Source organism: Paraburkholderia sabiae (genome assembly GCF_030412785.1).
Lineage (GTDB): Bacteria > Pseudomonadota > Gammaproteobacteria > Burkholderiales > Burkholderiaceae > Paraburkholderia > Paraburkholderia sabiae.
In genome coordinates this window covers 5026543-5049132 of sequence record NZ_CP125295.1, presented here as the reverse complement: position 1 = coordinate 5049132, position 22590 = coordinate 5026543, and the positions used below count along the sequence as shown (strand labels likewise).

General features: G+C 63.3%; 28 protein-coding genes and 2 tRNA genes. 18 read left to right on the top strand and 12 right to left on the bottom strand.

Annotated elements, in window-relative coordinates; genetic code table 11:
• Nucleotides 1-342 precede the first annotated feature (342 nt).
• Nucleotides 343-1077, bottom strand: coding sequence for a Crp/Fnr family transcriptional regulator (locus QEN71_RS22790; RefSeq protein ID WP_201660317.1), 735 nt, complete (start codon nt 1075-1077; stop codon nt 343-345).
• Between the two features lie 143 nt (nt 1078-1220).
• Between QEN71_RS22790 and QEN71_RS22785 the strand changes: the two genes are divergently transcribed.
• From QEN71_RS22785 to lepB, 4 genes are all read left to right on the top strand, one after another.
• The gene (locus tag QEN71_RS22785; protein ID WP_201660314.1) at nt 1221-1478 is read left to right on the top strand and encodes a hypothetical protein; all 258 of its coding nucleotides are present in this window, start codon (nt 1221-1223) and stop codon (nt 1476-1478) included.
• Between the two features lie 1102 nt (nt 1479-2580).
• Nucleotides 2581-3351 (top strand): FadR/GntR family transcriptional regulator, encoded by a 771-nt coding sequence (locus QEN71_RS22780; protein ID WP_223957428.1) that lies wholly within the window; start codon nt 2581-2583, stop codon nt 3349-3351.
• 117 nt (nt 3352-3468) lie between these two features.
• Nucleotides 3469-4473: a Gfo/Idh/MocA family protein gene (locus QEN71_RS22775; RefSeq protein WP_201660311.1), complete on the top strand. Its 1005-nt coding sequence runs from the start codon at nt 3469-3471 to the stop codon at nt 4471-4473.
• Between the two features lie 138 nt (nt 4474-4611).
• Nucleotides 4612-5313, top strand: a complete 702-nt coding sequence (gene lepB, locus QEN71_RS22770; RefSeq protein ID WP_201660386.1) for a signal peptidase I — start codon at nt 4612-4614, stop codon at nt 5311-5313.
• A gap of 10 nt (nt 5314-5323) precedes the next feature.
• Here lepB and QEN71_RS22765 read toward each other — a convergent pair whose 3' ends face one another.
• The 5 genes from QEN71_RS22765 to QEN71_RS22745 form a co-directional block, all read right to left on the bottom strand.
• On the bottom strand, nt 5324-6358 hold the full coding sequence (locus QEN71_RS22765) for a quinone-dependent dihydroorotate dehydrogenase (protein ID WP_201660309.1): 1035 nt from the start codon (nt 6356-6358) through the stop codon (nt 5324-5326).
• Nucleotides 6359-6460: 102 nt separating this feature from the next.
• Nucleotides 6461-7300, bottom strand: coding sequence for an arginyltransferase (locus tag QEN71_RS22760; RefSeq protein WP_201660306.1), 840 nt, complete (start codon nt 7298-7300; stop codon nt 6461-6463).
• Between the two features lie 168 nt (nt 7301-7468).
• Nucleotides 7469-8206, bottom strand: a complete 738-nt coding sequence (gene aat / locus QEN71_RS22755; RefSeq protein WP_201660303.1) for a leucyl/phenylalanyl-tRNA--protein transferase — start codon at nt 8204-8206, stop codon at nt 7469-7471.
• A 16-nt stretch (nt 8207-8222) separates the two neighbouring features.
• Nucleotides 8223-8768 carry an NUDIX hydrolase gene (locus QEN71_RS22750; protein WP_201660300.1) on the bottom strand — a complete coding sequence of 182 codons (546 nt, stop codon included), beginning with the start codon at nt 8766-8768 and terminating at the stop codon, nt 8223-8225.
• Between the two features lie 191 nt (nt 8769-8959).
• Nucleotides 8960-9036: transfer RNA gene (locus QEN71_RS22745), tRNA-Met, on the bottom strand.
• A 282-nt stretch (nt 9037-9318) separates the two neighbouring features.
• Here QEN71_RS22745 and QEN71_RS22740 point away from each other — a divergent pair.
• Together QEN71_RS22740 and QEN71_RS22735 are read left to right on the top strand one after the other, a co-directional pair.
• On the top strand, nt 9319-9816 hold the full coding sequence (locus QEN71_RS22740; RefSeq protein ID WP_201660297.1) for a heme-degrading domain-containing protein: 498 nt from the start codon (nt 9319-9321) through the stop codon (nt 9814-9816).
• 3 nt (nt 9817-9819) lie between these two features.
• Nucleotides 9820-10158, top strand: a complete 339-nt coding sequence (locus QEN71_RS22735) for a DMT family transporter (protein ID WP_201660294.1) — start codon at nt 9820-9822, stop codon at nt 10156-10158.
• 41 nt (nt 10159-10199) lie between these two features.
• Here QEN71_RS22735 and QEN71_RS22730 read toward each other — a convergent pair whose 3' ends face one another.
• A complete protein-coding gene (locus QEN71_RS22730) occupies nt 10200-10553 on the bottom strand; it encodes a hypothetical protein (protein ID WP_201660292.1) in 354 nt (117 codons plus the stop codon).
• A 114-nt stretch (nt 10554-10667) separates the two neighbouring features.
• The gene (locus tag QEN71_RS22725; protein ID WP_201660289.1) at nt 10668-10901 is read right to left on the bottom strand and encodes a hypothetical protein; all 234 of its coding nucleotides are present in this window, start codon (nt 10899-10901) and stop codon (nt 10668-10670) included.
• Between the two features lie 155 nt (nt 10902-11056).
• Here QEN71_RS22725 and QEN71_RS22720 point away from each other — a divergent pair, with 155 nt between their 5' ends.
• Nucleotides 11057-11332 (top strand): hypothetical protein, encoded by a 276-nt coding sequence (locus tag QEN71_RS22720; protein ID WP_201660286.1) that lies wholly within the window; start codon nt 11057-11059, stop codon nt 11330-11332.
• A gap of 232 nt (nt 11333-11564) precedes the next feature.
• On the top strand, nt 11565-11852 hold the full coding sequence (locus QEN71_RS22715; protein ID WP_012401047.1) for a DUF1488 family protein: 288 nt from the start codon (nt 11565-11567) through the stop codon (nt 11850-11852).
• Nucleotides 11853-11894: 42 nt separating this feature from the next.
• On the opposite strand, the gene QEN71_RS22710 is transcribed toward QEN71_RS22715, so the two are convergent.
• Nucleotides 11895-12875 carry an NAD-dependent epimerase/dehydratase family protein gene (locus QEN71_RS22710; RefSeq protein WP_201660283.1) on the bottom strand — a complete coding sequence of 327 codons (981 nt, stop codon included), beginning with the start codon at nt 12873-12875 and terminating at the stop codon, nt 11895-11897.
• 141 nt (nt 12876-13016) lie between these two features.
• On the opposite strand from QEN71_RS22710, the gene QEN71_RS22705 reads away from it, so the two are divergent.
• Together QEN71_RS22705 and QEN71_RS22700 are read left to right on the top strand one after the other, a co-directional pair.
• Nucleotides 13017-13742: a TetR/AcrR family transcriptional regulator gene (locus QEN71_RS22705; RefSeq protein ID WP_201660383.1), complete on the top strand. Its 726-nt coding sequence runs from the start codon at nt 13017-13019 to the stop codon at nt 13740-13742.
• 102 nt (nt 13743-13844) lie between these two features.
• Nucleotides 13845-14975, top strand: coding sequence for an enoyl-CoA hydratase/isomerase family protein (locus tag QEN71_RS22700; RefSeq protein WP_201660280.1), 1131 nt, complete (start codon nt 13845-13847; stop codon nt 14973-14975).
• Between the two features lie 25 nt (nt 14976-15000).
• Here the strand turns inward: QEN71_RS22700 and QEN71_RS22695 are convergent, their stop codons facing one another.
• Entirely contained in the window at nt 15001-15420 is a 420-nt protein-coding gene (locus QEN71_RS22695) for a hypothetical protein (protein WP_201660277.1), read from the bottom strand.
• Between the two features lie 584 nt (nt 15421-16004).
• Here QEN71_RS22695 and ssuD point away from each other — a divergent pair.
• The 4 genes from ssuD to QEN71_RS22675 are packed head-to-tail and all read left to right on the top strand — an operon-like array spanning nt 16005 to nt 19265.
• Nucleotides 16005-17162, top strand: coding sequence for an FMNH2-dependent alkanesulfonate monooxygenase (ssuD, locus tag QEN71_RS22690; RefSeq protein ID WP_201660275.1), 1158 nt, complete (start codon nt 16005-16007; stop codon nt 17160-17162).
• A 57-nt stretch (nt 17163-17219) separates the two neighbouring features.
• Nucleotides 17220-18044, top strand: a complete 825-nt coding sequence (ssuC, locus tag QEN71_RS22685; protein WP_201660272.1) for an aliphatic sulfonate ABC transporter permease SsuC — start codon at nt 17220-17222, stop codon at nt 18042-18044.
• Complete coding sequence (locus QEN71_RS22680; protein WP_201660269.1) at nt 18041-18994, top strand: ATP-binding cassette domain-containing protein; 954 nt, start codon at nt 18041-18043, stop codon at nt 18992-18994. Before ssuC ends, QEN71_RS22680 begins: the two co-directional genes overlap by 4 nt.
• A gap of 55 nt (nt 18995-19049) precedes the next feature.
• Nucleotides 19050-19265, top strand: coding sequence for a TOBE domain-containing protein (locus QEN71_RS22675; protein ID WP_012401038.1), 216 nt, complete (start codon nt 19050-19052; stop codon nt 19263-19265).
• 56 nt (nt 19266-19321) lie between these two features.
• Here the strand turns inward: QEN71_RS22675 and QEN71_RS22670 are convergent, their stop codons facing one another.
• Nucleotides 19322-19597, bottom strand: a complete 276-nt coding sequence (locus tag QEN71_RS22670; protein ID WP_201660266.1) for a hypothetical protein — start codon at nt 19595-19597, stop codon at nt 19322-19324.
• Nucleotides 19598-19801: 204 nt separating this feature from the next.
• On the opposite strand from QEN71_RS22670, the gene QEN71_RS22665 reads away from it, so the two are divergent.
• Nucleotides 19802-20002: a hypothetical protein gene (locus tag QEN71_RS22665; RefSeq protein WP_201660264.1), complete on the top strand. Its 201-nt coding sequence runs from the start codon at nt 19802-19804 to the stop codon at nt 20000-20002.
• A 71-nt stretch (nt 20003-20073) separates the two neighbouring features.
• On the top strand, nt 20074-20325 hold the full coding sequence (locus QEN71_RS22660; protein ID WP_201660261.1) for a hypothetical protein: 252 nt from the start codon (nt 20074-20076) through the stop codon (nt 20323-20325).
• 380 nt (nt 20326-20705) lie between these two features.
• Here QEN71_RS22660 and QEN71_RS22655 read toward each other — a convergent pair whose 3' ends face one another.
• The gene (locus QEN71_RS22655) at nt 20706-20972 is read right to left on the bottom strand and encodes a hypothetical protein (RefSeq protein ID WP_201660258.1); all 267 of its coding nucleotides are present in this window, start codon (nt 20970-20972) and stop codon (nt 20706-20708) included.
• 370 nt (nt 20973-21342) lie between these two features.
• Here QEN71_RS22655 and dusA point away from each other — a divergent pair, with 370 nt between their 5' ends.
• Nucleotides 21343-22344, top strand: coding sequence for a tRNA dihydrouridine(20/20a) synthase DusA (gene dusA, locus QEN71_RS22650; RefSeq protein WP_201660255.1), 1002 nt, complete (start codon nt 21343-21345; stop codon nt 22342-22344).
• Nucleotides 22345-22436: 92 nt separating this feature from the next.
• Nucleotides 22437-22512, top strand: a tRNA-His gene (locus tag QEN71_RS22645).
• Nucleotides 22513-22590 lie beyond the last annotated feature (78 nt).

Here is a 22590-nt window from a genome sequence, read left to right as displayed (position 1 = left end):
GGTCCGTTGCCGGTGCAACGAACGCGCCGCGGCAGACTGCGCATGAACGCGGCCCGGCGGCAGGTGACACGCGGTCGCTGCGTGCACATCGGGCATTATTGCCGCATAGAGCGGCACGCTGATCATCGACTGAAGCAAGCGGCACAGACCGCGCAATCGTAAAACACAGGGCTTCCGTCAAGTACACGGATCACGATGCTCGCGCAACGATCCCGCTGGCGGCGCGCGACGCGTCACTAACGAGGATGCCGCCGCCATCGCTGCTTCCGTGCGGTGCGAGACTCGCGCGCTGATGAACCGCCGCGCTGCGCGAGTATCGACACGATGCCCTCTGGCAATTGCTCAAGCAGTCGTCTCGGCTTCACGCAGACGCGGCAGCAGCCGGTCGAATTCGCGCTTCACGAGGCCGTAGCATTCGCAGGCGCGCGCCTCGAGACCCTTGCGATCGAGCACGCGGATGTGGCCGCGGCTGTGATGGATCAGGCCGTCGTTGTGCAGCTTGCCTGCCGCTTCCGTGATGCCTTCGCGGCGCACGCCGAGCATGTCGGCGATCAGCTGTTGCGTGACGGACAGATCGTCCGATGCGACACGGTCGACTTCGATCAGCAGCCAGCGGCACAGTTGCTTGTTCAACGAATGATGCCGGTTGCAGGCCGCCGTCTGTGCAACCTGCGTGAGCAGCGCGTGCATGTACAGCAGCATCAGGCGACGCAGGAAATCCGAACGGGCGAATTGCTGACGCAGCGCTTGCGCCGACATCCGGTATGCGAAGCCCGAGCACTGGACCTGCACGCGGTTCGGCATCGTTTCGCCGCCTGTTAGCACGGGTACGCCCGTCATGCCTTCGCGGCCCACGGCGGCGATCTCGACGGAGCCGCCGTCTTCCATCGTCGACAGCATCGAGATGATGGCCGTCGTCGGGAAGTAGACGTGGTGAATGCGCTGTCCGGAATCGCACAGCAGCTGTTCAGTGCGCAGATGGACGAGTTCGAGATGGGGGGCAATGGCTTGCCACTCGTGAGATGGCAATGCGCCGAGCAAATGGTTGCCGTGCAGATCGGATTGAAGCGTCAACATGATCGGTCCTCGCGTGAAGCCGTGCCCTGCACGACCCCTTGTCTTTTTAACCCGGCGCTGCGCGTTCTCACTGCCTTGCCGCGTGACTCGCGGCGAGAATCCTGCAGACCGGCCCCGTCAGCCCTCGTCGATGGTTGTTCTGGATGTCTGCATCGTCGTGGCTTTCGCTGCGCAACTCATTTAGCGAGGACCGTGCCAATCCGCTGGAGAATGAGTCCCGGTGCGGCGCTGCGTCACGCGGAACCTTCGATGAGGAGGCGAAATGCGCTGTTTTGTTTCAAATCTGCAAACTGGGTTATTTCGGCGCTATTCGAGAAAGCATCTTAACCAGGCGTTCTAACTCCCTGATTTTGCGCGAGTTGAAAACAACGGGAAGCATGCCGGGCGCACACGTTCCGTGATGCGACATGCCTGAAACGCCCTGTTAAGACAGTTTCAGAGCCGAGCAAGAATTGATTCAGATGTGTTCCACACATTTTGTGTGCTGCCGCACCGAAGATCGATTTCTGTCGAAGCGCGACGTCGCGGCAGCGGCATGCGTCTGACGAATACCAACAGTCGCGGCGCAAGCGTTGGGTTCTGCCGTCATCTTCGGACGCAGCGACGAGGCGAACGCGATGGAAGCGCAAACGTTTGGCAGTGCCGCGTGGCGCGGTGATGGCGTTGATCGGATGCGTTGCGGCTGGTTGCCCGTCGCGTCGCCGGCGTGCAAACGGGAAAGGAATCTGCACGACGATGGGCGAAGCGGGCGCCGCGCCGCGTGCCGCGTCGTGAACATTGCGATTCTGCACACCGGACTCGAGCCGGACCGGTTCGAAAGGCGGACGGGGTCGTGAGGCTCGCGCTTGTCCGGGTTGTCTCATCGATGAGAAACACGTTCTTCGCGCAGACCCTTCGAGGCGGGCAACATGGCAAGTTCCTCGACGACGCATGCGCTCCTCTTCTGCACCCGCTCGCGACGGGTTGGCGACCCGGGTCACGCTCCATCGATTGCAACCGGCGCGCTTCGCGATCGCTGCCGCGCGATCCGTTGTCGCTCAACAGACGAATTCGGCGTGCAACGTGTGTTCTCGAACAGAGCAGGAAGTTCGCGGTTTGCTTCAATGGCACCGATGTTGATTAAAGGACTTCGTGCTATCGATGCGCAGGCCAAAGAATCACAGATGCGACGTGCTTGTATGAGGATGCGGACTGCTAATTGATTCGATTGGTAACAAACGTAACGGATGTAACGGCAGTGGATGATACGAAGCGTGCGTGCAGTACTTTCGATGCAAATTTTCCCCATTGCGAAGAGCGGTTGCGTTGTGCGTCGACACTTCGCTTCACGCGGCGTTACACGAAAGAAACAATTCATCGGAGGGAATACCCTGTCGGGTGGTTTCCCGACTGGCGCGTATAGATAAAGCGAAGCAACGTAATGTTCACAAAATAAAGAGTGACACGAGGGCACGTGATCAACATTCAGCGCAGGCGAGAAGCGCCGCATCGGGGAGAAGGATGATGGAACAAACCAATAAAGAGCGGTCCTTGGTCAGCAAGGTCATGGATGGCCTCGTGACCGGGATCGTCGAAGAAAAGTACGGTGCGGTCTTACCGCCGCAAGACGTATTGTCGAAGGAATTCGATGTCAGCCGCACGGTGATGCGCGAGGCGCTGTCGATGCTGCTCGCGCGGCACATGCTCGACGTGCGACCGAAGATCGGCACGCGCATCAGGCCGATGCACGACTGGCGCATGATCGACGAAGACGTCGTGAACTGGCGTTTCCGCGCGAAGCCCGATCCGACGTTTTTGCGCGACGTGATCGAGTTCCGCGTGCTGATCGAACCTCGTGCGGCCGCGCAGGCGGCGACGCGCGGCAATGCTTCGGACATCGCAGCGATTCGCGATGCGTTCGAGGCTTTGCGCAACAGTCCGCCTGGCGAGCCCGGGCTGCAGACTGCGGATGAAGCGCTGCATACGCGTATCGTGATTGCAAGCGGCAACCAGTTCTTCCAGCAGATGGCGGCCATCATTCGCGGTGCGCTGTCGGCGCTGAAGCCGCTCGTCGATCTGCCGCCGGACGCGTGGGAAGAAACGGTGCGGCTGCATTCGCGCGTGGTCGAGGCGATCGAGCGGCACGATGCGAAGGAAGCGGAAGCAGGATCGATTGCGCTGATCGATTTCTCGATGAGCCGCATGAGCGCCTCGGTGTCGGATACATCGATGGGCAGTGCGGCGTCGGTGACGCCGGCCGCGCCTGCAGCACCCGCGGCTCCCGCAGCGCAGTAAGGCAAGCAGGGCGGCATCAGGTTTCGACGGGCCGAGAGAGGTCTGTCCGGCAAGGTGATACGCGACATCGGCGACAATGTCGGCTGTCACTCACTGCATGGACACTTCTCGCGACCGATGAATAACGCAGCAACCCTTCACCCATCCGGGCGTTCGGCGACGATACGCTGGGGCATCGTTGGCACAGGCCGCATCGCCCATCGTTTCGCGCAAAGCCTCGCGCATGTTCCCGACACGCAGCTGACGGCAGTCTGGTCTCGCCGTCGCGCTCCCGCTGAAACGTTTGCGCAGCAGCATGGCGGACAGGCCGTCGAGAGCTTCGACGCGCTCCTGCGCAGCGGCATCGACGCGCTCTATGTCGCGACGATGCAGGACAGCCACGCGCATTACGCGAGCGTCGCGCTCGAAGCCGGTATTCATGTGCTGTGCGAAAAGCCGGCAACGGTGAACGCGGCGCAACTCGATCGCGTGATCGCGAGCGCGCGCGCTTCGCAGCGGCTCTTCATGGAAGCGATGAAGCCGCCGTTCTATCCGCTCTACCAGAAACTGCGCGAGCATTTATCCGCCGATCCCATCGGCGATATCGGCCTCGTACGCGCGGGCTGTTCGGTGCCGGGCGTACCCGACGATCATCCGTCGCTGTCGTTCGAGCACGCGGGCGGCGCGCTGCTCGATATCGGCATCTACGAGATGTTCCTCGCCGTCGACTGGCTCGGCGCGCCGCTCGACGTGCAGACGATCGGACGGCTCGGGCCGACGGGCGTCGATACGTTCGCGAGTCTGAATAGCCGCCACGAGAAGGGCATCGCGCAGTTGTTCTGCGGGCTCGATCTGTTCGGCAAGGGCGATGCGTTCATCGCGGGCACGCGCGGCAACGTCACGATTCACGAGAACTGGTGGAACCCGGCGCGCGCGACGGTGCGCTACGTGGATGGACGCGTGGTCGAACTCGATGCGCCGTTCGAAGGCGGCGGCCTGAACTACGAGACCGCGCATTTCTGCGATCTGATGCGCGCGGGGCAACTCGAAAGCCCCGTGATGACGCACGCGAAATCGCGCCAGATGATCGAGATGGCCGATGCGGCGCGCGCGGCGCTCGGTCTGCGCTTCCCTTGCGAGTGAAACTGCGCGACGAGGGTGCGTGGTGGTAGGATCGGCGCGGGCTGGTCAGGGCGTTTGCAGATGAAAACCCGGCCGGCCGCGTTCGTTTCCCATCACGTATCCAGGTGGTTTTCCATGTCGTTTGCGAGGAGCGCGATGATGCGCATGCTGGCCAGACTGTGGCGCGAGTACAAGAGTCTCGTCGCGTTCATTTTCCTGATGGTGCTGTTTCGCAGCGCGATCGCCGACTGGAACGTGGTGCCGAGCGGCTCGATGCTGCCGACCATCCGTGAAGGCGACCGGATTCTCGTCGACAAGATGGCCTACGATCTGCGCATTCCGCTCACGCATATCGCGATTGCGCATCTGCACGAACCGCAGCGCGGCGATATCGTGACGATCGATTCGTCCGCCGCGAAAGAGCTGATCGTCAAGCGTCTGATCGGCCTGCCCGGCGATGTCGTCGCGATGCGCGACAACGTGCTGTACGTGAACGGCGTGCGGGCGGGTTATCAGCCGCTCGCGCTCGCGCCGCTGCCCGGCGATGCCGTGTCGCCCGGCGACTATCTGACCGAGCGATTCGCGGGCGTGCCGCCTGGCTTGCCGCATGCCGTGCGGCTGTCGGAGATTGCGCCGAGTCCGCGCCGCTCGTTCGGCCCCGTGACGGTGCCGGCGGGCGAATATCTGATGCTCGGCGACAATCGCGACGACAGCGCCGATTCGCGCTATTTCGGCTTCTTTCCGCGTGAGGAACTGATGGGCCGCACGCGCCGCGTCGCGTTTTCGCTCGACCCTGATCATTACTACCGGCCGCGTTTCGACCGGTTCGGCGTGCGGCTGGATGCCGTGGCGGCGCGCTAGGGCGCGATGCTTACGCTGCGCGTCGGGCGAGCGCCTGCGCGCATTCGGACACGAGGGCGGGGCCGCGGTAAATGAAGCCCGTATAAAGCTGCACGAGCGACGCGCCCGCGTCGAGCTTCGCCTGCGCGTCCGCGCCCGAGAAAATCCCGCCCACGCCGATGATCGGCACGTCGCTGCCGACTTCCGCGCGCAGCTTGCGAATCACTTCGTTCGATGCATCGAACACGGGACGTCCCGACAGGCCGCCCGCTTCGTCCGCGTGCGGCAGACCTTGCACGGCGCTGCGCGAGAGCGTCGTGTTGGTCGCGATCACGCCTTCGAACTTGTGACGCAGCAAGGTATCGGCGATCGACTTCACCTGGTCGTCGTCGAGATCCGGCGCAATCTTCAGCGCGAGCGGCACGAGCTTGCCGTGCAGATCGGCGAGACGCTGCTGCTTGTCCTTGAGCGCGGCGAGCAGCGCGTCGAGTTCGCCCGCGCCTTGCAACTGGCGCAGGTTCTTCGTGTTCGGCGACGAGATGTTGACCGTCACGTAGCTCGCGAACGGATAGACGCGTTCGAGACAGTACAGATAGTCTTCGGCGGCGCGTTCGATCGGCGTGTCGGCGTTCTTGCCGATGTTCAGCCCGAGCGTGCCGCGATAGCGCGCGGCCTGCACGTTCTTCACGAACTGGTCGACGCCCGCGTTGTTGAAGCCCATCCGGTTGATCACGGCATTCGCCTGCGGCAGACGGAACATGCGCGGGCGCGGATTGCCCGGCTGCGGGCGGGGCGTCACGGTGCCGACTTCGATGAAGCCGAAGCCGAGCGCGGCCAGTCCGTCGATGCACGCGCCATCCTTGTCGAGCCCCGCCGCGAGGCCGACGGGGTTCCTGAACGTCAGGCCCATCACGGTGCGCGGCGAGTCGGGCACGTGCGGCGCGAGCATGCCTGCGACGCCGGTGCGGCCGGCGGCGCCCAGCATGCGCAGGGTCAGGTGGTGAGCGTCTTCCGCGTCCATGCGGAAGAGTTGGGCGCGTACGAGCGGATAAAGGGAACTGAACACGGCGGGACGCCTGGCGGCTGAAAAATGAGAACCCGCTATTTTAACGGGTCGGCACGACGGCGATCGACGTTTCGGTTTTCGTGCCTGTCGACGCGAACCGGGTCAGCCTCGCTCGACGCGCAGTCCGCGTGTGCCGCCTTTCGCGGCTTCGACGGGGGAGAGATCGAGCGCGGTGGGGTCGAGCACCTTCCACGCGCCGTCGAACAGGCCTTCCAGCGGCGTGAAATTGGCCTTGTAAGCCATCTTCGGGCTTTCGCGGATCCAGTAGCCGAGATACACATGCGGCAGCTTCAGGCTGCGCGCCTGCTCGATCTGCCAGAGGATGTTGTAGGTGCCGTAGCTGGTGTGCGGCTGGTCGGGATCGAAGAACGTGTACACGGACGACAGACCGTCGCCGAGGATATCGATCATGCTGACCATGCGCAGCGTGCCGGGCATGTCGGGATGGCCGAGATAGCCGGGATTGGCCGGCTCGCGGAATTCGACGAGACGCGAGTTGATCCGGCTCTGCAGCAGGAACTGCTCGTACTGGTCGCGGCTGTCGCGGTCCATGCCGCCGCCCGCGTGTCGCGCCGACTGATAGCGCATGTAGAGCGCGTAATGCTCTTCGTCGTAGTGCAGCGGCGCGACCGTCGCGATCAGGCCGCCATGCTTTTTCCACACGCGCCGCTGCGTGCGGTTCGGCGTGAAGCGGTCGACGGGTACGCGCACGGGGACGCATGCGCGGCAGCCGTCGCAATACGGCCGGTAGGTGAACACGCCCGAGCGGCGGAAGCCTGCGCGAACGAGTTCGGTGTAGACGTCGGAGTTGATCAGATGGCTGGGCGTCGCGACTTGCGAGCGCGCGACGCGCCCTTCCAGGTAACTGCAAGGGTAAGGCGCTGTTGCGTAGAATTGCAGCGCCGAAAGCGGTGAAAGCGGCAGCTCATTCGGGTGAGTCACGTTAGCAGCTCTCGAAGCGTTTCTGGTTTTGCCAATCCGGCGCGCTGCTGGCTATCGGGCTAAATGCCGGGCTATACGCTCGATACTAGCTTGCAGCGTGCCCGATGGACACGTCGATGATGCGCGGCGTCGTTCATGCAGCGGCGTTGGCCCTCGACACTGCATGCATCACGCCGCCGGCGCAAAAAGATCGCGCAGCACAGTTTTGTCGAACGACCAGGGGATGGGCGCCGAGCCGACCGCCGCGCGCACATGCGCGACGAACGCCTTGCGCGCGATCTCGCGGCCGCCCAGCGACGCCAGATGCGACGTGTTCTGCTGGCAGTCTATCATTTCTATTTCATGACGTCGCAAGTGGAAGACGAGCGCGGAGAGCGCGATTTTCGACGCATCGGTGACTTCTGCATACATCGATTCGCCGAAAAACATCTTGCCGAACGACACGCCATACAAGCCGCCCACACGCTTGCCTTCATGCCACGTTTCGATGCTGTGCGCATCGCCGTGACGATGCAGCGTCGAATACGCTTCGATCACGTCCGACGTGATCCACGTGCCGCGCTGGCCGTGACGCGGCGCGAGTGCGCAGGCGCGCATCACGGCGGGGAAATCGGCATCGACGCGGATTTCCCATGCGTCGTCGCGCAGTACGCGCTTGAGCGTCTTTTTCAGCGAAGGGGAAATCTTGAACTCGCGCGGACGCAGGATCATGCGCGGATCGGGCGTCCACCAGAGCACGGGCTGGCCGTCTGAATACCACGGAAAAATGCCGCGCCGGTACGCGTCGATGAGTCTCGACGGCAACAGGTCCGCGCTCGCCGCGAGCAGGCCGGGCGCGCCACTCGCCGCGGACAGTGCGCGCTCGACGGGCGGAAAGGGATCGTCGGGGCCTAGCCAGGGAACCATGCGACCGCTGTGGTGATCAGCCGTCGCGCAGCGAGCGGAAGATATCGCCCGTGTGCAGGCCGTAGTTGCCCGACGTGCGGTCGGTGAAGAAGAAGCGCAAAGTCTGCGCGACGGTCGGGAACGCGATGTCGTCCCACGGAATTTCGTGTTCTTCGAAGAGGCGCACTTCGAGGCTCTCTTCGCCCGCTTCGACATCGATATCGAGCAGCCGCGCGAGATAGAACAGATGCACCTGATGCACGTGCGGCACGTTCAGCAGCGTGTACAGGTTCTGCACTTCGACGCGCGCGCCGGCTTCTTCGAGCGTCTCGCGCGCGGCGGCCTCGGATGTCGTCTCGCCCATTTCCATGAAGCCTGCGGGCAGAGTCCAGTAGCCATAGCGCGGTTCGATCGCGCGACGGCACAGCAGCACCTTGTCGTCCCAGACGGGAACGGTGCCGACCACGTTGCGCGGATTCTGGTAGTGCACGGTGCCACAGCTCGCGCAGACGAAGCGCTCCCGGTTGTCGCCGGGCGGAATGCTCAGGCTCACTGCGTGGCCGCAGACGGAACAGAATTTCATAGAGAGGGGACGGAGAACGGTGATGGGAGTGTATCACCGGGCTGGGTGTTGACGATGACGCTCGGGGAGTGGTGGCGCTGATGCAATGGCTGCGACCGCGCTCGAATCGTTTCGCCGACTCCAAAACAAAAAACCCGCCATTGGCGGGTTTGATGATGCGACGGCTCTTGGAGCATGTGCCCAGTGAGAACTGGTTGCGGGGGTAGGATTTGAACCTACGACCTTCGGGTTATGAGCCCGACGAGCTGCCAGACTGCTCCACCCCGCGTCCGTCGAAGAAAAGATTATAGGGCAACTGCATGCTCGATGCAATCAGTTTTTAAGAATCGACATGAAAGTGTGGAATGCGACGGCCATCTGACTCGCCGCGACACCCGTATTCGACATGCGCCCAACATGTGCCGGACCTATGAGAGCATGGCCGCGTAGCGCCGCATGCCTGCGCTAGAATCGCCGTTCTTCCGTGCCGCGCGACGCGTTGTTTCGTGGTTGCATCGTGATCGTATCCGCGCGCGGCACATCATCCCGTTCAAGGTTCTCTCGACACGTCATGGATATCGCTCACGATTTGCAGTCGATCGCTGCGCAGGAACACACGCTCGTCTTCCCTCATTTCGACGCCGATACTGCATGGCAACTTGGCGCCTATCTGCATGAGATCGCCAAGGCGCGCAGCCTCGCGCTCGCGATCGACATCCGCACCTTCGGTCAACCGCTGTTCTTCTCGGTGCTGGAAGGCGCGACGCCCGACAACGTCAATTGGGCGCGCCGCAAGGGCAACACGGTCGCGCATTTCCGGCGCAGTTCGTATGCCGTCGGCCTGAAGCTGCAGGAATCGAATGCGACGCTTGCTGACAAGCACAGTCTTCCCGTGGCCGATTACGCTTCGCACGGCGGCGCGTTTCCGCTGATCGTGAAGGGCGCGGGCGTGATCGGCTCGGTAACGGTGTCGGGTCTGCCGCAACGCGCGGATCATGAACTCGTCGTCGAGGCGCTGTGCGCGCATCTCGGCCATGACTACAGCAAGCTCGCGCTTGCGAAGGCGTAGCGCATGGGCGTGCCTCCTTATGTCCTGCTCGCGGTCGCCATCGTCGCCGAAGTGATTGCGACTTCTGCGTTGCGTGCTTCGGACGGCTTCACGCGTCTCGTGCCTGCGGCTGTCGTGCTGCTCGGCTACGGCATTTCGTTTTACTGCCTGTCGCTGACGCTGAAGAGCCTGCCCGTCGGCATCGTCTATGCGATCTGGTCGGGCGTCGGCATCGTGCTGATCACGCTGGTCGCCATCGTGATGTATCGACAGGTGCCGGATCTTGCCGCTGTCGCCGGGCTCGGGCTGATCGTCGCGGGCGTCGTCGTGCTGAATCTGTTTTCGAAGATGCAGGCGCATTGACGACGCGCGTCGTTTAGCGGCAGCGAATCAATGACGATGAATCACTTGCAGCGAATCACCATCGAGCGGCCCTTCACGTTCGCCGACACGACGTTCGAAATGCTGCCGCCCGATGTACCGCCTTCGTCGTTGTCCTTCGACACGATGTCATAACCCGTCGCGCCGCAGGCCTTGCCGGCCTGCACGTAGCACGAGGCCCAGCTCGAGCTTGCGTCCGCGCCGCTGCAGCTGACCGCGAAGCCCGTTTCGCCGTTCGGCAGATTGATCAGCGACGTCGAGTTCGACGACGCGCACGCGCCAAGGCTCGAAATCGCGAGTGCGGCTAGCGGCAGCGCGGCGGCACGGATCGCGTGAGAGACAAGAGAGTGGCGCGCGCGCCGTTCGGTCGACTTCATTGTGTTTCCTTGCAGAAATAGGGTGTCACGGGAGAGCAGCGAGCAAGGACGCCGAGCGGCGCTTGGTCGGCCGCTTCATCGGCAATCGACGAGGCCGTGAGAACCGCCAGCGATTCACGCGTCCCGGCTTTCGGGTCTGAGGCCGGTGTGTCCCGTGTCCCGCAGATCGATACGGATGTCTGCCTGTCCGACGAGGCGCCGGCTTTCAGCGCCTTCTTCCGTCGCGGCGTCCTCCCAGATGCTGATCGCCTTCGGAATGTCCATGCCATGGCCTTCCGCGTACGCGAACCACGCATTGGCGGCGTCCGGTTCGGCGATCTCGCGCTCTCGAAGAAAATATTTTCCCATATCGTCGGTTCTCGTCCGGAAATTGCAGATATCGGGTGAGTCGGCTGGCCGCGCGGAGAACTTATCGCGCGATGCGAAGACTTACCCGTAACGCACGTGGCGTGCCGCGTGCTGTCGGTTCCATGACTTGCAGCAAGTTCGAACGAGAGGCGAATATGGCAGAACGGGTGAGCGGCCCTTATCGGGGCTATTACATCAGCGCGTCGGCGCGGCTTGTGCCGGCGCACGAGCAGGCGCGGCGCGCGGGCGAGCAGGAAGGGGTGTACGTCGGATCCGTCAGCCTGTCAGAGCGCGGACCGGACGATCCGCACCGGATGGAAACGCTGATCGAAATCGGCGACGAGCATCGCTTCACGACGGAAGACGAAGCGCTGGTTTATGTCGAGAAAGCCGGCCGCGCGTATGTCGACCGGCTGCTGGACGGCGAATGAATGCGTTACGGGGTACGCTCATCGGATGAGCGCGAATGAGCGTCGATGAGCGATGCGTATCGAACGCCGCGCCAGTGAGGCGGTTTCCGTCGATGCGGCGCTGGACCGCCGCCTGCCGCTACGAGTACCATAAAGCCCGCCGATCGGGCCTGTGGGCCGCCTGTCACGCGAAAGCGAAAAGCACACGCGCGGCCACTCGCCCATAACGCCGGATTTTCCCGATGAGGTCATCATGGAGATTCGTTTTCCCACGGACGCGCCTGCTTACCGCGACTTCAACCTGACGCTGGTGTTTCCGGCGCTGGTCGATGGCGAACGGGTGCCGTGCGCGATTTCCGTCGAAGCGCTCGAAGATCATTTCGGCGCCGACACGAACGACACGGACGGCTGGCGTCGTGCGTTCGATGCAGGCCGCGAGCGTATCGAAGCCGTCGCGCGCGAGCATCTGCTGATCAGCAACGGCACGCCCGTTCTGCTGAAGAGCGGCCACTTTCCGCCGGGCAACCTGGCGGGAAGCTGACACGCAGTTCCTCCAACGCAAACGCACGGGCGGCGCCGACGATCACGCCGCCTGTACGCTCCCTTGCCGCACCGCGCGCTGCGCGGCCGCCAGCGACTGCGCAATCCCCGACTCGTAGGACGTCTTCACGACAGGACCGATCAGCGTCGTCAGCGCCGAGTCGTCGAGCACGACGGGGGCCGTCAGCAGGTAATGCATTTCCACCAGTTCGCGCAGCATCGGGTTCACGAGACCCATCACGCGCAACATCGTCTTGCCCGCCACCATCAGCCTGGGTTCGCGCTGCGCGAGCGCGTAAGCGCGTTCGGCGATTTCACGCTGCGTGATCGTGCCCGCACCCGCCAGATGCAGCACGCGGCCGAACGCTTCAGGCGTACGCGACAGCCGTTCGACGACGGCGCCGACGTCGGGCATGAACACGAACTCATGCGGCACGTCGATCGGGCCGATCATCTGCGCGCGCGAGCCGCTCGCCGCGCCTTCGAACACGCCATGCAGAAAGCTGCGTTCGACGCCCGGACCGTAGAAATCGGGCAGGCGCAGCACGAGCGTTTCGAGTCCGTGATGTCCGTGCGCGTCGATGACGAGGTTTTCCTGCGCGAGCCGCATCTTGCCCTTGAACGTGTGCGGCTCGCGCGGGTGAGATTCCGTAACGGGCAGGGCGCGCGGACGCCCGTACGGATACACCGTGCCGATCAGGATCAGGCGCTGTACGCCGGCGGCGCGCAAGCCGTCGAGCGTCTTTTGCATCAGGACGGGATGCCGGTCGAACTGGTGATACGGCACGCCGACGAGATACACGGCCGTCTGCAAGCCCGCCGCGGCAGCGGCGATCGTGGCGGGATCGTCCGAATTCCACGTGACGATTTCCGCGAGCGGATCGTGTCCGAACGACGCCTGCAGCGCCTCACGCCCACGTCCAATCACGCGATAACGCCGTCCCGCCGCGCTGAGCGCGTGAGCGATGCTGCGTCCGGCGGCACCCGCCGCGCCAAAAAGTCCGATCTGTGCTGCGTTTTCCATGACGTCTCCCATCGAATGCACCAGGCCAGGGCGCCCGGTTCCGGCAGCCGGACTGAGCGCAAGAAATTTACTGAACACTGTTCACTGAACGATGTTCAGTTTAATTTGACTTTTCAGTTTGTCAACCTGAAAATCGTCGGTATGGGAATCGCCGAACGAAAGACACGCCAGAAGCAAGAGCTACGCGAACGCATCCTCGATGCCGCGCGGCGCATCGTGATGCGCGAGGGCTTTGGCGCGCTGTCCATGCGCAAGATCGCCGACGCGATCGAGTACTCGCCCGCCACGCTGTATCTGCACTTCGAGAGCCGCGACGCGATCGCGCGCGCGCTGTGCGCGGAGGGTTACGCGCAACTGCTCGCCACCTTCGAACCGCTCGTCGCCATTGCCGATCCCGCCGAGCGGCTGAAGGCGATCGGCCGGGCGTACGTCGCGTTCGGCGTCGCGCATCCGGAGACCTACCGGCTGATCTTCATGGAAGATCCGTCGTACACGGGTGCGGCGCTCGTCGGCGGCGAGGGCGCGGATGACGCTGAAAAGGCGGACGACGCGGCGTTTCGCCTGATGGTCGAATCGATCGATGCGCTCAAGGAAGAAGGCCGCCTGCGCGGTGCGCCCGACAGCCTGGTATGCGCCGAGGCGTTCTGGGCGACGATGCACGGTATCGTCGCGTTGCATCTGACTTGCCCGGTGTTCCCGCGTGCGCCGCTCGATGCCGTGATCGATGCAGCGCTCGTCGCGTGGTTCGGCGCGGGTGCGGGCGAAGCGGACGATGCCGGCGCCGCATCGGAAAACGATGCAAGCGGACACAGCGAGAAGGCAGTCAAGCCGCGCCGCAGTGCGCCATCCAAAGCGGACACCGCGTAATCAGGCTGAGTGCCGACGCGCATTGCCGGTTTCACTGAAGAACTCGATGACGCGTGCTACCGTTGGCGTCGCACATCCATTGAACCGCTTCACGCACACGCCATGTCGACACCCGAATCGCGCCTCGCCTCCGACGAACTCATCGCCTATGTCGCCAACCGCATCGGCTTCATCGAGCTGAACCGCCCGAAGGCGCTCAACGCGCTATCGCTCGACATGATGCGCGCGATGCAGGCGACGCTCGATCAATGGCGCGACGATCCCGATGTGCTCGCCGTCGTCGTGCGCAGCACGAGCGAGCGCGCGTTCTGCGCGGGCGGCGACATCCGCTATCTGTACGACGCGTTCCGGCGCGGCGACGGCGATGCCGTCGATACGTTTTTCATCGACGAATACAAGCTCGATCACGCGATCTTCACCTACACGAAACCGTATATCGCGTTCATGAACGGCATCGTGATGGGCGGCGGCATGGGCATTTCGCAGGGCGCGCATCGCACGGGCGGCTTGCGGGTCGTGACGTCCACTACGCGTATGGCGATGCCGGAAACGCGCATCGGCCTGTTTCCCGATGTCGGCGCGGGCTGGTTCCTCGCGCGCACGCCGGGCGCGATCGGCCGTTATCTGGCCGTGACGGGCGAAACCATCGGCGCCGCCGATGCGCTCTACGCCGGTCTCGCCGACGCTTTTCTGCCCGACGACGCGATTCCCGCGTTGATCGATCGTCTGAAGTCGCAGAGCTTCGAGGTGGGCGCTGATGTGGTCGCGTGCGTGCAGCAGGAAGCGGAACAGCACCGGGTCACGCCGTTGCCCGACGTCTCGCCGCTCGCCGACGCCCGCATGCTGATCGACAGGCACTTCGCGCTGTCCGACGTCGCGCAGATCATCCGTTCGCTCGATCTCGAAGGCGATTGCGCCTATGCCGACTGGGCCGAGCAGACGGGCGCGGTGCTGCGCGAACGTTCGCCGCTGTCGATGGCGGTATCGCTGGAAGTGGTGACGCGCGCCGAAGGCACGATGGCGGAATGCCTGCGACGCGATCTCGATCTGACGCGCTCGTCGTTCGAGCGCGGCGACGCGCCGGAAGGCATCCGCGCGCGCATCATCGACAAGGACAATCAGCCGAAGTGGCGGTTCGCGCGAATCGAAGACGTGACGCGCGCGGACGTGGAGAAGATGTTCGAGAGCCCGTGGGCCGCGAACGAGCATCCGTTGCGCGATCTCCAGGGCTGACGTTAAAAAGGAAAGAGCGGGGCGCTCAGTCCTCGCTGGTCATGAAGGCGCGCATGAACACGAGCGCGCCCCAGCCCCACATCGCGTTCGACGCGAAGCCGAGCGCGAGGCGCGGCAGCATGTTGCCCGTCGGCCAGATGCCGCGAATGGGATCGACCACGAACACGCCCGCCGCCGTCAGCACGATGCCGCCGAACAGGAACGCCTGAACCCACGGCGCTGGCCGTTCGGGCGACACGCGCAGCAGCCACGCCATCAGCACGGCCCACACTGAACACCAGATCGCGTTTGCGATGAATTCCGGCAAGCCGACGGGCACGAACGGCGCCGTCGAAAACCCTGTCGGGTCGATGAGGCCGGCGGCGTGCAGAAGCGCGAGCGTCGACTCGTGAAAGAACAGCGACGCCAGAAAGCCGGACACGAACGGCAGGATAATTTTTTGCATGCTTGACAGCGGCAGTCGCCGGGCGTCGTCGACTTGGCGTAGCCCGTGCAGGTTGATCGGAACGAGCGCCATTATATCGGCGGCGGGCGCGGGTTTTGGTGCGCTGGCATGCGTCCCGTGCGCTTTTGCTACGTATGCTGCAACGTCAGGTAAATCACGAAAGTGGAAAACCTAAGCTCAAAAAAATCGTTCAAAAGAAAGAGCGCGGTCCATAGACTGTTTTCCCATGCAGGCGACGGTACGCATCGCTCAGGCGGCTGACCATGCGTTGCGTGCGCCATTCATATCGATTCATTTGAGAGAAACCGTCGCGATGTGCCATCCGATGCTCATGCGCGTGTGCCCGGCGGCATGGTCCGTGGCGCGCGTCAATTGCCCGCTTTACGGCCCGCTTCACGGCCCGCTTCACGGCCCACTTCACGGCCCACTTCACGGGTCGCTTCGCTGTCGCTGCTGACGCGCAGTCTTCTTCAATCAACCCGGTTTTGATGCACCGCCCGTGCGCGGCGGGGCGTGCTCACGCCTGCGCAAAGCGCGACCGGCACGTCTCATTCGACATCACACGAACAACGCAGGAGCAGCACATGAATGTGTTCTGGTTCATCCCGACTCACGGCGACAGCCGCTATCTCGGCACGTCGCAAGGCGCGCGCGCAGCTGATTACGACTACTTCCGGCAGATCGCCGTCGCCGCCGATACGCTTGGCTACGAAGGCGTGCTGCTGCCGACGGGCCGTTCGTGCGAAGACGCGTGGGTCGTTGCATCGAGCCTGATTCCCGCGACGAAGCGCCTCAAGTTTCTCGTTGCGATCCGCCCGGGCATCACGTCGCCGGGCTTGTCGGCGCGCATGGCGGCGACCTTCGACCGTCTGTCGGGCGGGCGTCTCTTGATCAACGTCGTGACGGGCGGCGACGCGGCGGAGCTCGAAGGCGACGGACTCTTCGTCGATCACGACACGCGCTACGAAATCACCGATGAATTCCTGCGCATCTGGCGTGGCCAGCTGGCGGCCGCGCACCACGGCGAGAGCGTCGATTTCATTGGCAGGCATCTGAAGTCGAAGGGCGGCAAGCTGCTGTATCCGCCTGTGCAGAATCCGCATCCGCCGCTATGGTTCGGCGGCTCGTCGCCCGCTGCGCACGAGATGGCGGGCGAGCACATCGACACGTATCTCACCTGGGGCGAGCCGCCCGAAGCTGTCGCGAAGAAGATCGCCGACATCCGCGCCCGCGCCGCGCAGCATGGTCGCACGATCCGCTTCGGCATCCGTCTGCACGTGATCGTGCGCGAGACGGAAGACGAAGCGTGGGCCGCCGCCGACAAGCTCATCAGCAGGCTCGACGATGAAACCGTCGCGCGCGCGCAGGCGTCGTTCTCGAAGATGGATTCCGAAGGGCAGCGGCGCATGGCCGCGCTGCACGGCGGCAAGCTCGGCTCGCGCAAGGATCTCGAGATTTATCCGAACTTGTGGGCGGGCGTGGGGCTCGTGCGGGGCGGAGCGGGCACGGCGCTCGTCGGCAGTCCCGAGCAGGTCGCGGCGCGCATGCAGGAATACGCGGAGCTTGGCATCGAGACGTTCATTCTGTCCGGCTATCCGCATCTCGAAGAGTCGTATCGCTTCGCAGAACTGGTGTTTCCGCTGCTGCCGGGACGTCAGCACGCGAGTGCGAGCGGTCCGCTGTCGGGGCCGTTCGGCGAGATCGTCGGCAATCACTATGCGCCGAAGGCGTCGCAAAGCTGATCGGTTTGCAGCGATGCGTGTGTTCGATGCATCGCTTCATTGAAGGAGTTTGGGTCTATGTCGACTGTTACTGGCAACCGTGTTGTGAGCGCAAGCCTCGCGTCCTTCGCGCCGCTCGCGCGCAAAGTCGCGCCGTGGATCGTCCCGCTCGTCATTCTCCTCGCGTGGGAACTCGCTGCGCGCAGCGGCGTGCTGTCGACGCGCGTGCTGCCCGAACCGCTCGCCGTCGTGAAGGCCGCGTGGTCGCTGATCGAATCGGGCGAAATGTGGGCTGATGTGAAAGTCAGCACGTGGCGCGCGGTGTCGGGATTTGCGATCGGCGGCGGCATCGGCTTCGTGCTCGGGCTCGCGACGGGTCTCTTTCGTCCTATCGACATCGCGCTCGACACGACCGTGCAGATGATCCGCAACATCCCCGCGCTAGCGATGATCCCGCTCGTGATTCTCTGGTTCGGCATCGAGGAAGAAGCGAAGGTGTTTCTCGTCGCGCTGGGCGTGTTCTTTCCGATCTACGTGAACACGTATCACGGCATCCGTTCCGTCGACGCCAATCTGATCGAGATGGCGCGCAGCTACGGCGTGAAGGGTTTTGCGCTGTATCGCGACGTGATTTTGCCGGGCGCATTGCCGTCGATTCTCGTCGGCGTGCGCTTCGCGTTCGGACTGATGTGGGTCACGCTGATCGTCGCCGAAACGATCTCCGCGCAATCGGGCATCGGCTACATGACGATGAATGCGCGCGAGTTTCTGCAAACGGATGTGGTCGTCGTCGGGATTCTGCTATACGCGGCGCTCGGCAAGCTCGCCGACATGCTCGCGAAAGGGCTCGAACGCGTGTCGCTGCGCTGGCATCCCGCGTATCAGCGAGGAGGAAAAGCATGAGTGCGAGCACCTTGTCCGCATCGTATGGCGGCGTCGCAGGCGCCGATCTCGAAGCCGAACTGCAGCAGCCGCGCACGCACGATCGCGATACGGCGTCGTTGCACGAGTGGGCCGCTGAATCGGGCGCAGGCGCGAGCGCCGCGTTGCGTGAAAGAGTGCGCGAAGGGCAGGACGTATCGGTCGAATTGCGCGGCGTCGGCAAGCGCTACGGCGAACGCGCGGTGCTGGCGGACTTCGATCTGTCGATCGAACGCGGCAGTTTTGTATCGATCGTCGGGCGCAGCGGCTGCGGCAAGTCGACCTTGCTGCGGCTGATCGCCGGTCTCGAAGCGCCGACTTCGGGCGCGCTCGAAAAACGCGCCGACGGCGCGCAGCCGTTCGACACGCGGATCATGTTTCAGGACGCGCGTCTGCTGCCGTGGAAGACGGTGCTGCAGAACGTGATGCTCGGGCTTGGCCGTTCGTCGCGCGACGATGCGCGCGCGGTGCTCGCCGAAGTCGGTCTGCTCGAACGCGCGAACGACTGGCCCGCGCAGCTGTCGGGCGGTCAGCGGCAACGCGTGGCGCTGGCGCGTGCGCTCGTGCACCGGCCGCAACTGCTGCTGCTCGACGAGCCGCTCGGTGCGCTCGACGCACTGACCCGTATCGAGATGCATGCGCTGATCGAACGGCTGTGGCGCGAGCATCGCTTCACGGCGCTGCTCGTCACGCACGACGTGCAGGAAGCTGTCGCGCTCGCCGATCGCATCCTGCTGATCGAAGAAGGCCGCATCGCACTCGATCAGCCCGTGCCGCTGGCGCGTCCGCGCGAACGGGCGTCGACGGCCTTCGCAAAGCTCGAAGAACGCGTGCTGCAGCGTGTGATGAAGACACCCGCAACGGAAGAACACGCGTCGTTCGATTCGAACGCGCACAGCGTGCATGCACGCGAATTTCGCTGGGCGGTATGACGGATTAATAGACGTTGCCCGGCCACTTTTTCATCGACCCACGGAGCTATCCGATATGAGCATTTCCGCGATCAACGTACGTAACCAGTTCAAAGGCAAAGTGAAGGAGATCATCCGCGGACCTGTCGTGTCCGAAGTCGACGTCGACACGCCGTTCGGCATCGTGACGTCGGTGATCACGACGCGCTCGATCGACGAACTCGAATTGAAGGTCGGCGCGGAAGTGGTCGCGCTCGTCAAATCGACGGAGGTGTCGATCGCGCGGCTGTAACGGCTGCATATTTCCGACGCGCGGTCTCGCGCGTCGGAGCGTGCATGGTCAGTCCGCTATTTCGCGTTCGTCGCGCTCGCGGGCGGGCTGTGCGACATGTCGTCGTTGGTCGGTTTGCGCGGCTTCTTGACGGGCATATTGTCGGGATTCGTCGCGCTTGCCGCGCCCGACGCGGCGGCGGGCGGCGGTTTCACGATCGGCGCGCCCGGCCCTTGAGGCGCAACGGTCTGGCCCCACGCAATCTGCGCCGTGCCTGCCGATACGGCAAGCAACATGGCGCCGCCAAGCGTCGCCCAGGCGTGGCGTTTGATGCTGATTCTGATCGGAATCATCGCGATCTCCGTGCGGGTTTTTCGGGGCTGTCGCTAAGCGCGTGCCAGCCCCTGCATCTCGCGCCATTATTTCGGCCCTTTAACTGACAGGCTGTCTCCGTGCAATGCGTCCGGCAATTGCGGCTGGAAGTGCTAGCATGAACTGAGCATCGACTGGCGCATTGCCATACGGGCGGCGCGCCGCCAACGAATGCGGAGGCTGCGATGACGAAGTCCTTGAGTGCGGATGCAATCGATACGCTGCGGCAACTGAACGACGTCGGCACGGGGCAGACACCGCCCGCCGTCGAGCCTGTCGTCGAGAAGGAATTGCTGGTCGCGGGACTGGTGGCGAAGGCGGGGAAGGGAACGGGCGTCGAAATCACCTGCGACGGCCGGAAGTATCTGTCCGGCGATTGCGATTGATTGCTACGAGTTTGCCCGTGCGTTTGCTCGCGGACGTACGAGACGCGGAAAAGAAGCGAAAGGGAGGCGCGATGGAGCCGAAAGGCATCGATATGGGCGACTACCAGGAACGCTACAAGGACTTCGATATGGAAGTTGCCGTCGAGCAGGTGCTGACGGGCGTGAAGGCGCATTTTCGTGTGCTGAAGCGCGACACGGTGATGCTCGACTGGCGGCTTGTGAACATCGACGGATTCTGGCCGACCGAGCACGCGGCGGCCGAAGCGGGCTTTCGCGCAGCGCGCGAGGCCATCGACGTCGAATTGCTCGCCGCCGGCGGTTGAACGCCACATTTCCCGACGCGCAAAAAAAACAAAGCCGGATGCTCCGTGGAGAACATCCGGCTTAACTACACCTGCAACAACAACGACAGACTGCGTGGTACTTCCAGGGTACGGCAACTTCGAACTGCGGGTACTTCCAGATACTGCTACTTCGCCATCAACGGTACTGCACAACTACGGTCAAGCTTCGACTGCGGTACTGCCTGCTGCTACATCTGGAACTGCAACTTCAAGACTGCGCACTACGACTGCAAGAACTGCAATTTCAACACTGCGTACTGCCACTGCCAGAACTGCGTGCTACCACTGCCCGATACTGCTGGTACTGCCTGCTGCGAAATCTGCTGCATATACGCCTGGCTTTAGGCCTGGTTTTCGGCTTAATGACCGAAGAACACCGAACCCGGGCCCGTCACGGGCTCATGCTTGCCAGCTTGCGACAAACCGTTTTGCACGCCGCCGTAGGCGACTGCGTTGGCTTGCTGCGCTTCGGCTGCCAGCGTCTGCGAGTTCTGGCCTTGTTGCGATGCCGGTGCGCCGACCGTCGGGTTGTAATGCGGAGCCGGACCGTAGCCGCTTGCGAAAGCGGGAGCAGCCAGCGTGGCGGAAGCGGCGATCAGAACTGCGGCGATAAGCTTGGTCTTCATGGTGAACTCTCCGTAATGTTTGATTCAGTAAGACGTTGCGGTGTTTGCCGGTGTTTGCTTCGTGGCGCTGTGTTCGCAACGTCGATGGAAGCCAGTGTATACCCTTACTATCGAATTTTTGTATCGATAATTTGAAATTACTATTCTGCGATCGGAAACAATGCGTAGAGGCCCGCCAGGCGCGGGTTTCGCGTGTATGTGCCGCGATAAGGGGCTGGTCGCGGCCCGAAAAACCTCAGCGAAATCATGGGCTTCCGGGGTTGTTGCGGCGCGCAATGAGGGATTCGGGGCGGGCTTGCGGTAAAATTACGGGTTGGTTGTTCGCTGTTTATTCTTCTTCTGCTGTTTCTTCTTTCTGGTTCGCCGTCTCATGTCTTCGAAGCCCACTGTCAGTCCCCGCCGCGTGTCCGTCGCCCCGATGATGGACTGGACCGACCGCCACTGCCGCTCGTTCCACCGCACGCTGTCCCGGCACACCTGGCTGTATACGGAGATGGTGACGACGGGCGCGCTGATTCATGGCGACGTCGCGCGCCATCTAGCGTTTACGGCCGATGAAGCGCCCGTCGCGCTGCAACTCGGCGGCAGCGAGCGGGACGATCTGGCGCGTTCGGCGAAACTCGGCGAGCAGTGGGGTTACGACGAGATCAATCTGAACTGCGGCTGTCCGTCGGAGCGCGTGCAGCGCGGCGCATTCGGCGCGTGCCTGATGAAAGAGCCGGAACTCGTCGCCGATTGCGTGAAGGCGATGCGCGATGTCGTGTCGGTGCCTGTGACCGTCAAGCACCGGATCGGCGTGGATGACGTCGAAGACTACGCGTTCGTGCGCGACTTCGTCGGCACGATCGCCGAGGCCGGTTGCGAAGTCTTCATCGTGCATGCGCGCAATGCGATCCTCAAAGGCCTGAGCCCGAAAGAGAACCGCGAGATTCCGCCGCTCAAGTACGACTACGCGTACCGCCTGAAGCGCGACTTTCCGCAGCTCGAGATCATCATCAACGGCGGCATCAAGACGCTCGACGAAGTCGAAACGCATTTGCAGCACGTCGACGGCGTGATGCTCGGACGTGAGGCGTATCACAACCCATACGTGCTCGCCGATGTCGACGCGCGTTTTTACGGTTCGACGGATATCGCGCCGACGCGCGAGGAAGCGGAAGCGCAACTCATCGAATATTGCCGCGCCGAACTCGCGCGCGGCACGTATCTCGGCGCGATCGTGCGCCATGCGCTGGGGTTGTATCGCGGCGTCGCGGGTGCGCGCGGCTGGCGGCGCGTGCTGTCGGACAACAAAAAACTGGCGGCACGCGATCTCGCGATTTTCGACGAAGCGCGACAGCATTTGCGCGAGCCCAGCGAAATCTTTGAATAAAGGGCTTTGCAAATACGATTCGTGTTTGTATAATCTCGCTTCTTCGTTGCTGAGCGCCGCTCGGTAGCAGGTAGCGAAGGCGTAGTGCAGTGGTGGCTGTAGCTCAGTTGGTAGAGTCCAGGATTGTGATTCCTGTCGTCGTGGGTTCGAGTCCCATCAGCCACCCCAGAGAATTGAAAAACGGCATTGTGAGTAATCACAATGCCGTTTTTGTTTTGTGCGTCGATCAGGCATGAAGCGGGTTCG

Bases quoted from the DNA above. Each gene is read 5' to 3' on its own strand.
- QEN71_RS22790 (WP_201660317.1), bottom strand. From the start codon at position 1,077: ATGTTGACGCTTCAATCCGATCTGCACGGCAACCATTTGCTCGGCGCA.
- QEN71_RS22785 (WP_201660314.1), top strand. From the start codon at position 1,221: ATGTCTGCATCGTCGTGGCTTTCGCTGCGCAACTCATTTAGCGAGGAC.
- QEN71_RS22780 (WP_223957428.1), top strand. From the start codon at position 2,581: ATGGAACAAACCAATAAAGAGCGGTCCTTGGTCAGCAAGGTCATGGAT.
- QEN71_RS22775 (WP_201660311.1), top strand. From the start codon at position 3,469: ATGAATAACGCAGCAACCCTTCACCCATCCGGGCGTTCGGCGACGATA.
- lepB (WP_201660386.1), top strand. From the start codon at position 4,612: ATGCGCATGCTGGCCAGACTGTGGCGCGAGTACAAGAGTCTCGTCGCG.
- aat (WP_201660303.1), bottom strand. From the start codon at position 8,206: ATGGTTCCCTGGCTAGGCCCCGACGATCCCTTTCCGCCCGTCGAGCGC.
- QEN71_RS22750 (WP_201660300.1), bottom strand. From the start codon at position 8,768: ATGAAATTCTGTTCCGTCTGCGGCCACGCAGTGAGCCTGAGCATTCCG.
- QEN71_RS22740 (WP_201660297.1), top strand. From the start codon at position 9,319: ATGGATATCGCTCACGATTTGCAGTCGATCGCTGCGCAGGAACACACG.
- QEN71_RS22735 (WP_201660294.1), top strand. From the start codon at position 9,820: ATGGGCGTGCCTCCTTATGTCCTGCTCGCGGTCGCCATCGTCGCCGAA.
- QEN71_RS22730 (WP_201660292.1), bottom strand. From the start codon at position 10,553: ATGAAGTCGACCGAACGGCGCGCGCGCCACTCTCTTGTCTCTCACGCG.
- QEN71_RS22725 (WP_201660289.1), bottom strand. From the start codon at position 10,901: ATGGGAAAATATTTTCTTCGAGAGCGCGAGATCGCCGAACCGGACGCC.
- QEN71_RS22720 (WP_201660286.1), top strand. From the start codon at position 11,057: ATGGCAGAACGGGTGAGCGGCCCTTATCGGGGCTATTACATCAGCGCG.
- QEN71_RS22715 (WP_012401047.1), top strand. From the start codon at position 11,565: ATGGAGATTCGTTTTCCCACGGACGCGCCTGCTTACCGCGACTTCAAC.
- QEN71_RS22710 (WP_201660283.1), bottom strand. From the start codon at position 12,875: ATGGAAAACGCAGCACAGATCGGACTTTTTGGCGCGGCGGGTGCCGCC.
- QEN71_RS22705 (WP_201660383.1), top strand. From the start codon at position 13,017: ATGGGAATCGCCGAACGAAAGACACGCCAGAAGCAAGAGCTACGCGAA.
- QEN71_RS22700 (WP_201660280.1), top strand. From the start codon at position 13,845: ATGTCGACACCCGAATCGCGCCTCGCCTCCGACGAACTCATCGCCTAT.
- QEN71_RS22695 (WP_201660277.1), bottom strand. From the start codon at position 15,420: ATGCAAAAAATTATCCTGCCGTTCGTGTCCGGCTTTCTGGCGTCGCTG.
- ssuD (WP_201660275.1), top strand. From the start codon at position 16,005: ATGAATGTGTTCTGGTTCATCCCGACTCACGGCGACAGCCGCTATCTC.
- ssuC (WP_201660272.1), top strand. From the start codon at position 17,220: ATGTCGACTGTTACTGGCAACCGTGTTGTGAGCGCAAGCCTCGCGTCC.
- QEN71_RS22680 (WP_201660269.1), top strand. From the start codon at position 18,041: ATGAGTGCGAGCACCTTGTCCGCATCGTATGGCGGCGTCGCAGGCGCC.
- QEN71_RS22675 (WP_012401038.1), top strand. From the start codon at position 19,050: ATGAGCATTTCCGCGATCAACGTACGTAACCAGTTCAAAGGCAAAGTG.
- QEN71_RS22670 (WP_201660266.1), bottom strand. From the start codon at position 19,597: ATGATTCCGATCAGAATCAGCATCAAACGCCACGCCTGGGCGACGCTT.
- QEN71_RS22665 (WP_201660264.1), top strand. From the start codon at position 19,802: ATGACGAAGTCCTTGAGTGCGGATGCAATCGATACGCTGCGGCAACTG.
- QEN71_RS22660 (WP_201660261.1), top strand. From the start codon at position 20,074: ATGGAGCCGAAAGGCATCGATATGGGCGACTACCAGGAACGCTACAAG.
- QEN71_RS22655 (WP_201660258.1), bottom strand. From the start codon at position 20,972: ATGAAGACCAAGCTTATCGCCGCAGTTCTGATCGCCGCTTCCGCCACG.
- dusA (WP_201660255.1), top strand. From the start codon at position 21,343: ATGTCTTCGAAGCCCACTGTCAGTCCCCGCCGCGTGTCCGTCGCCCCG.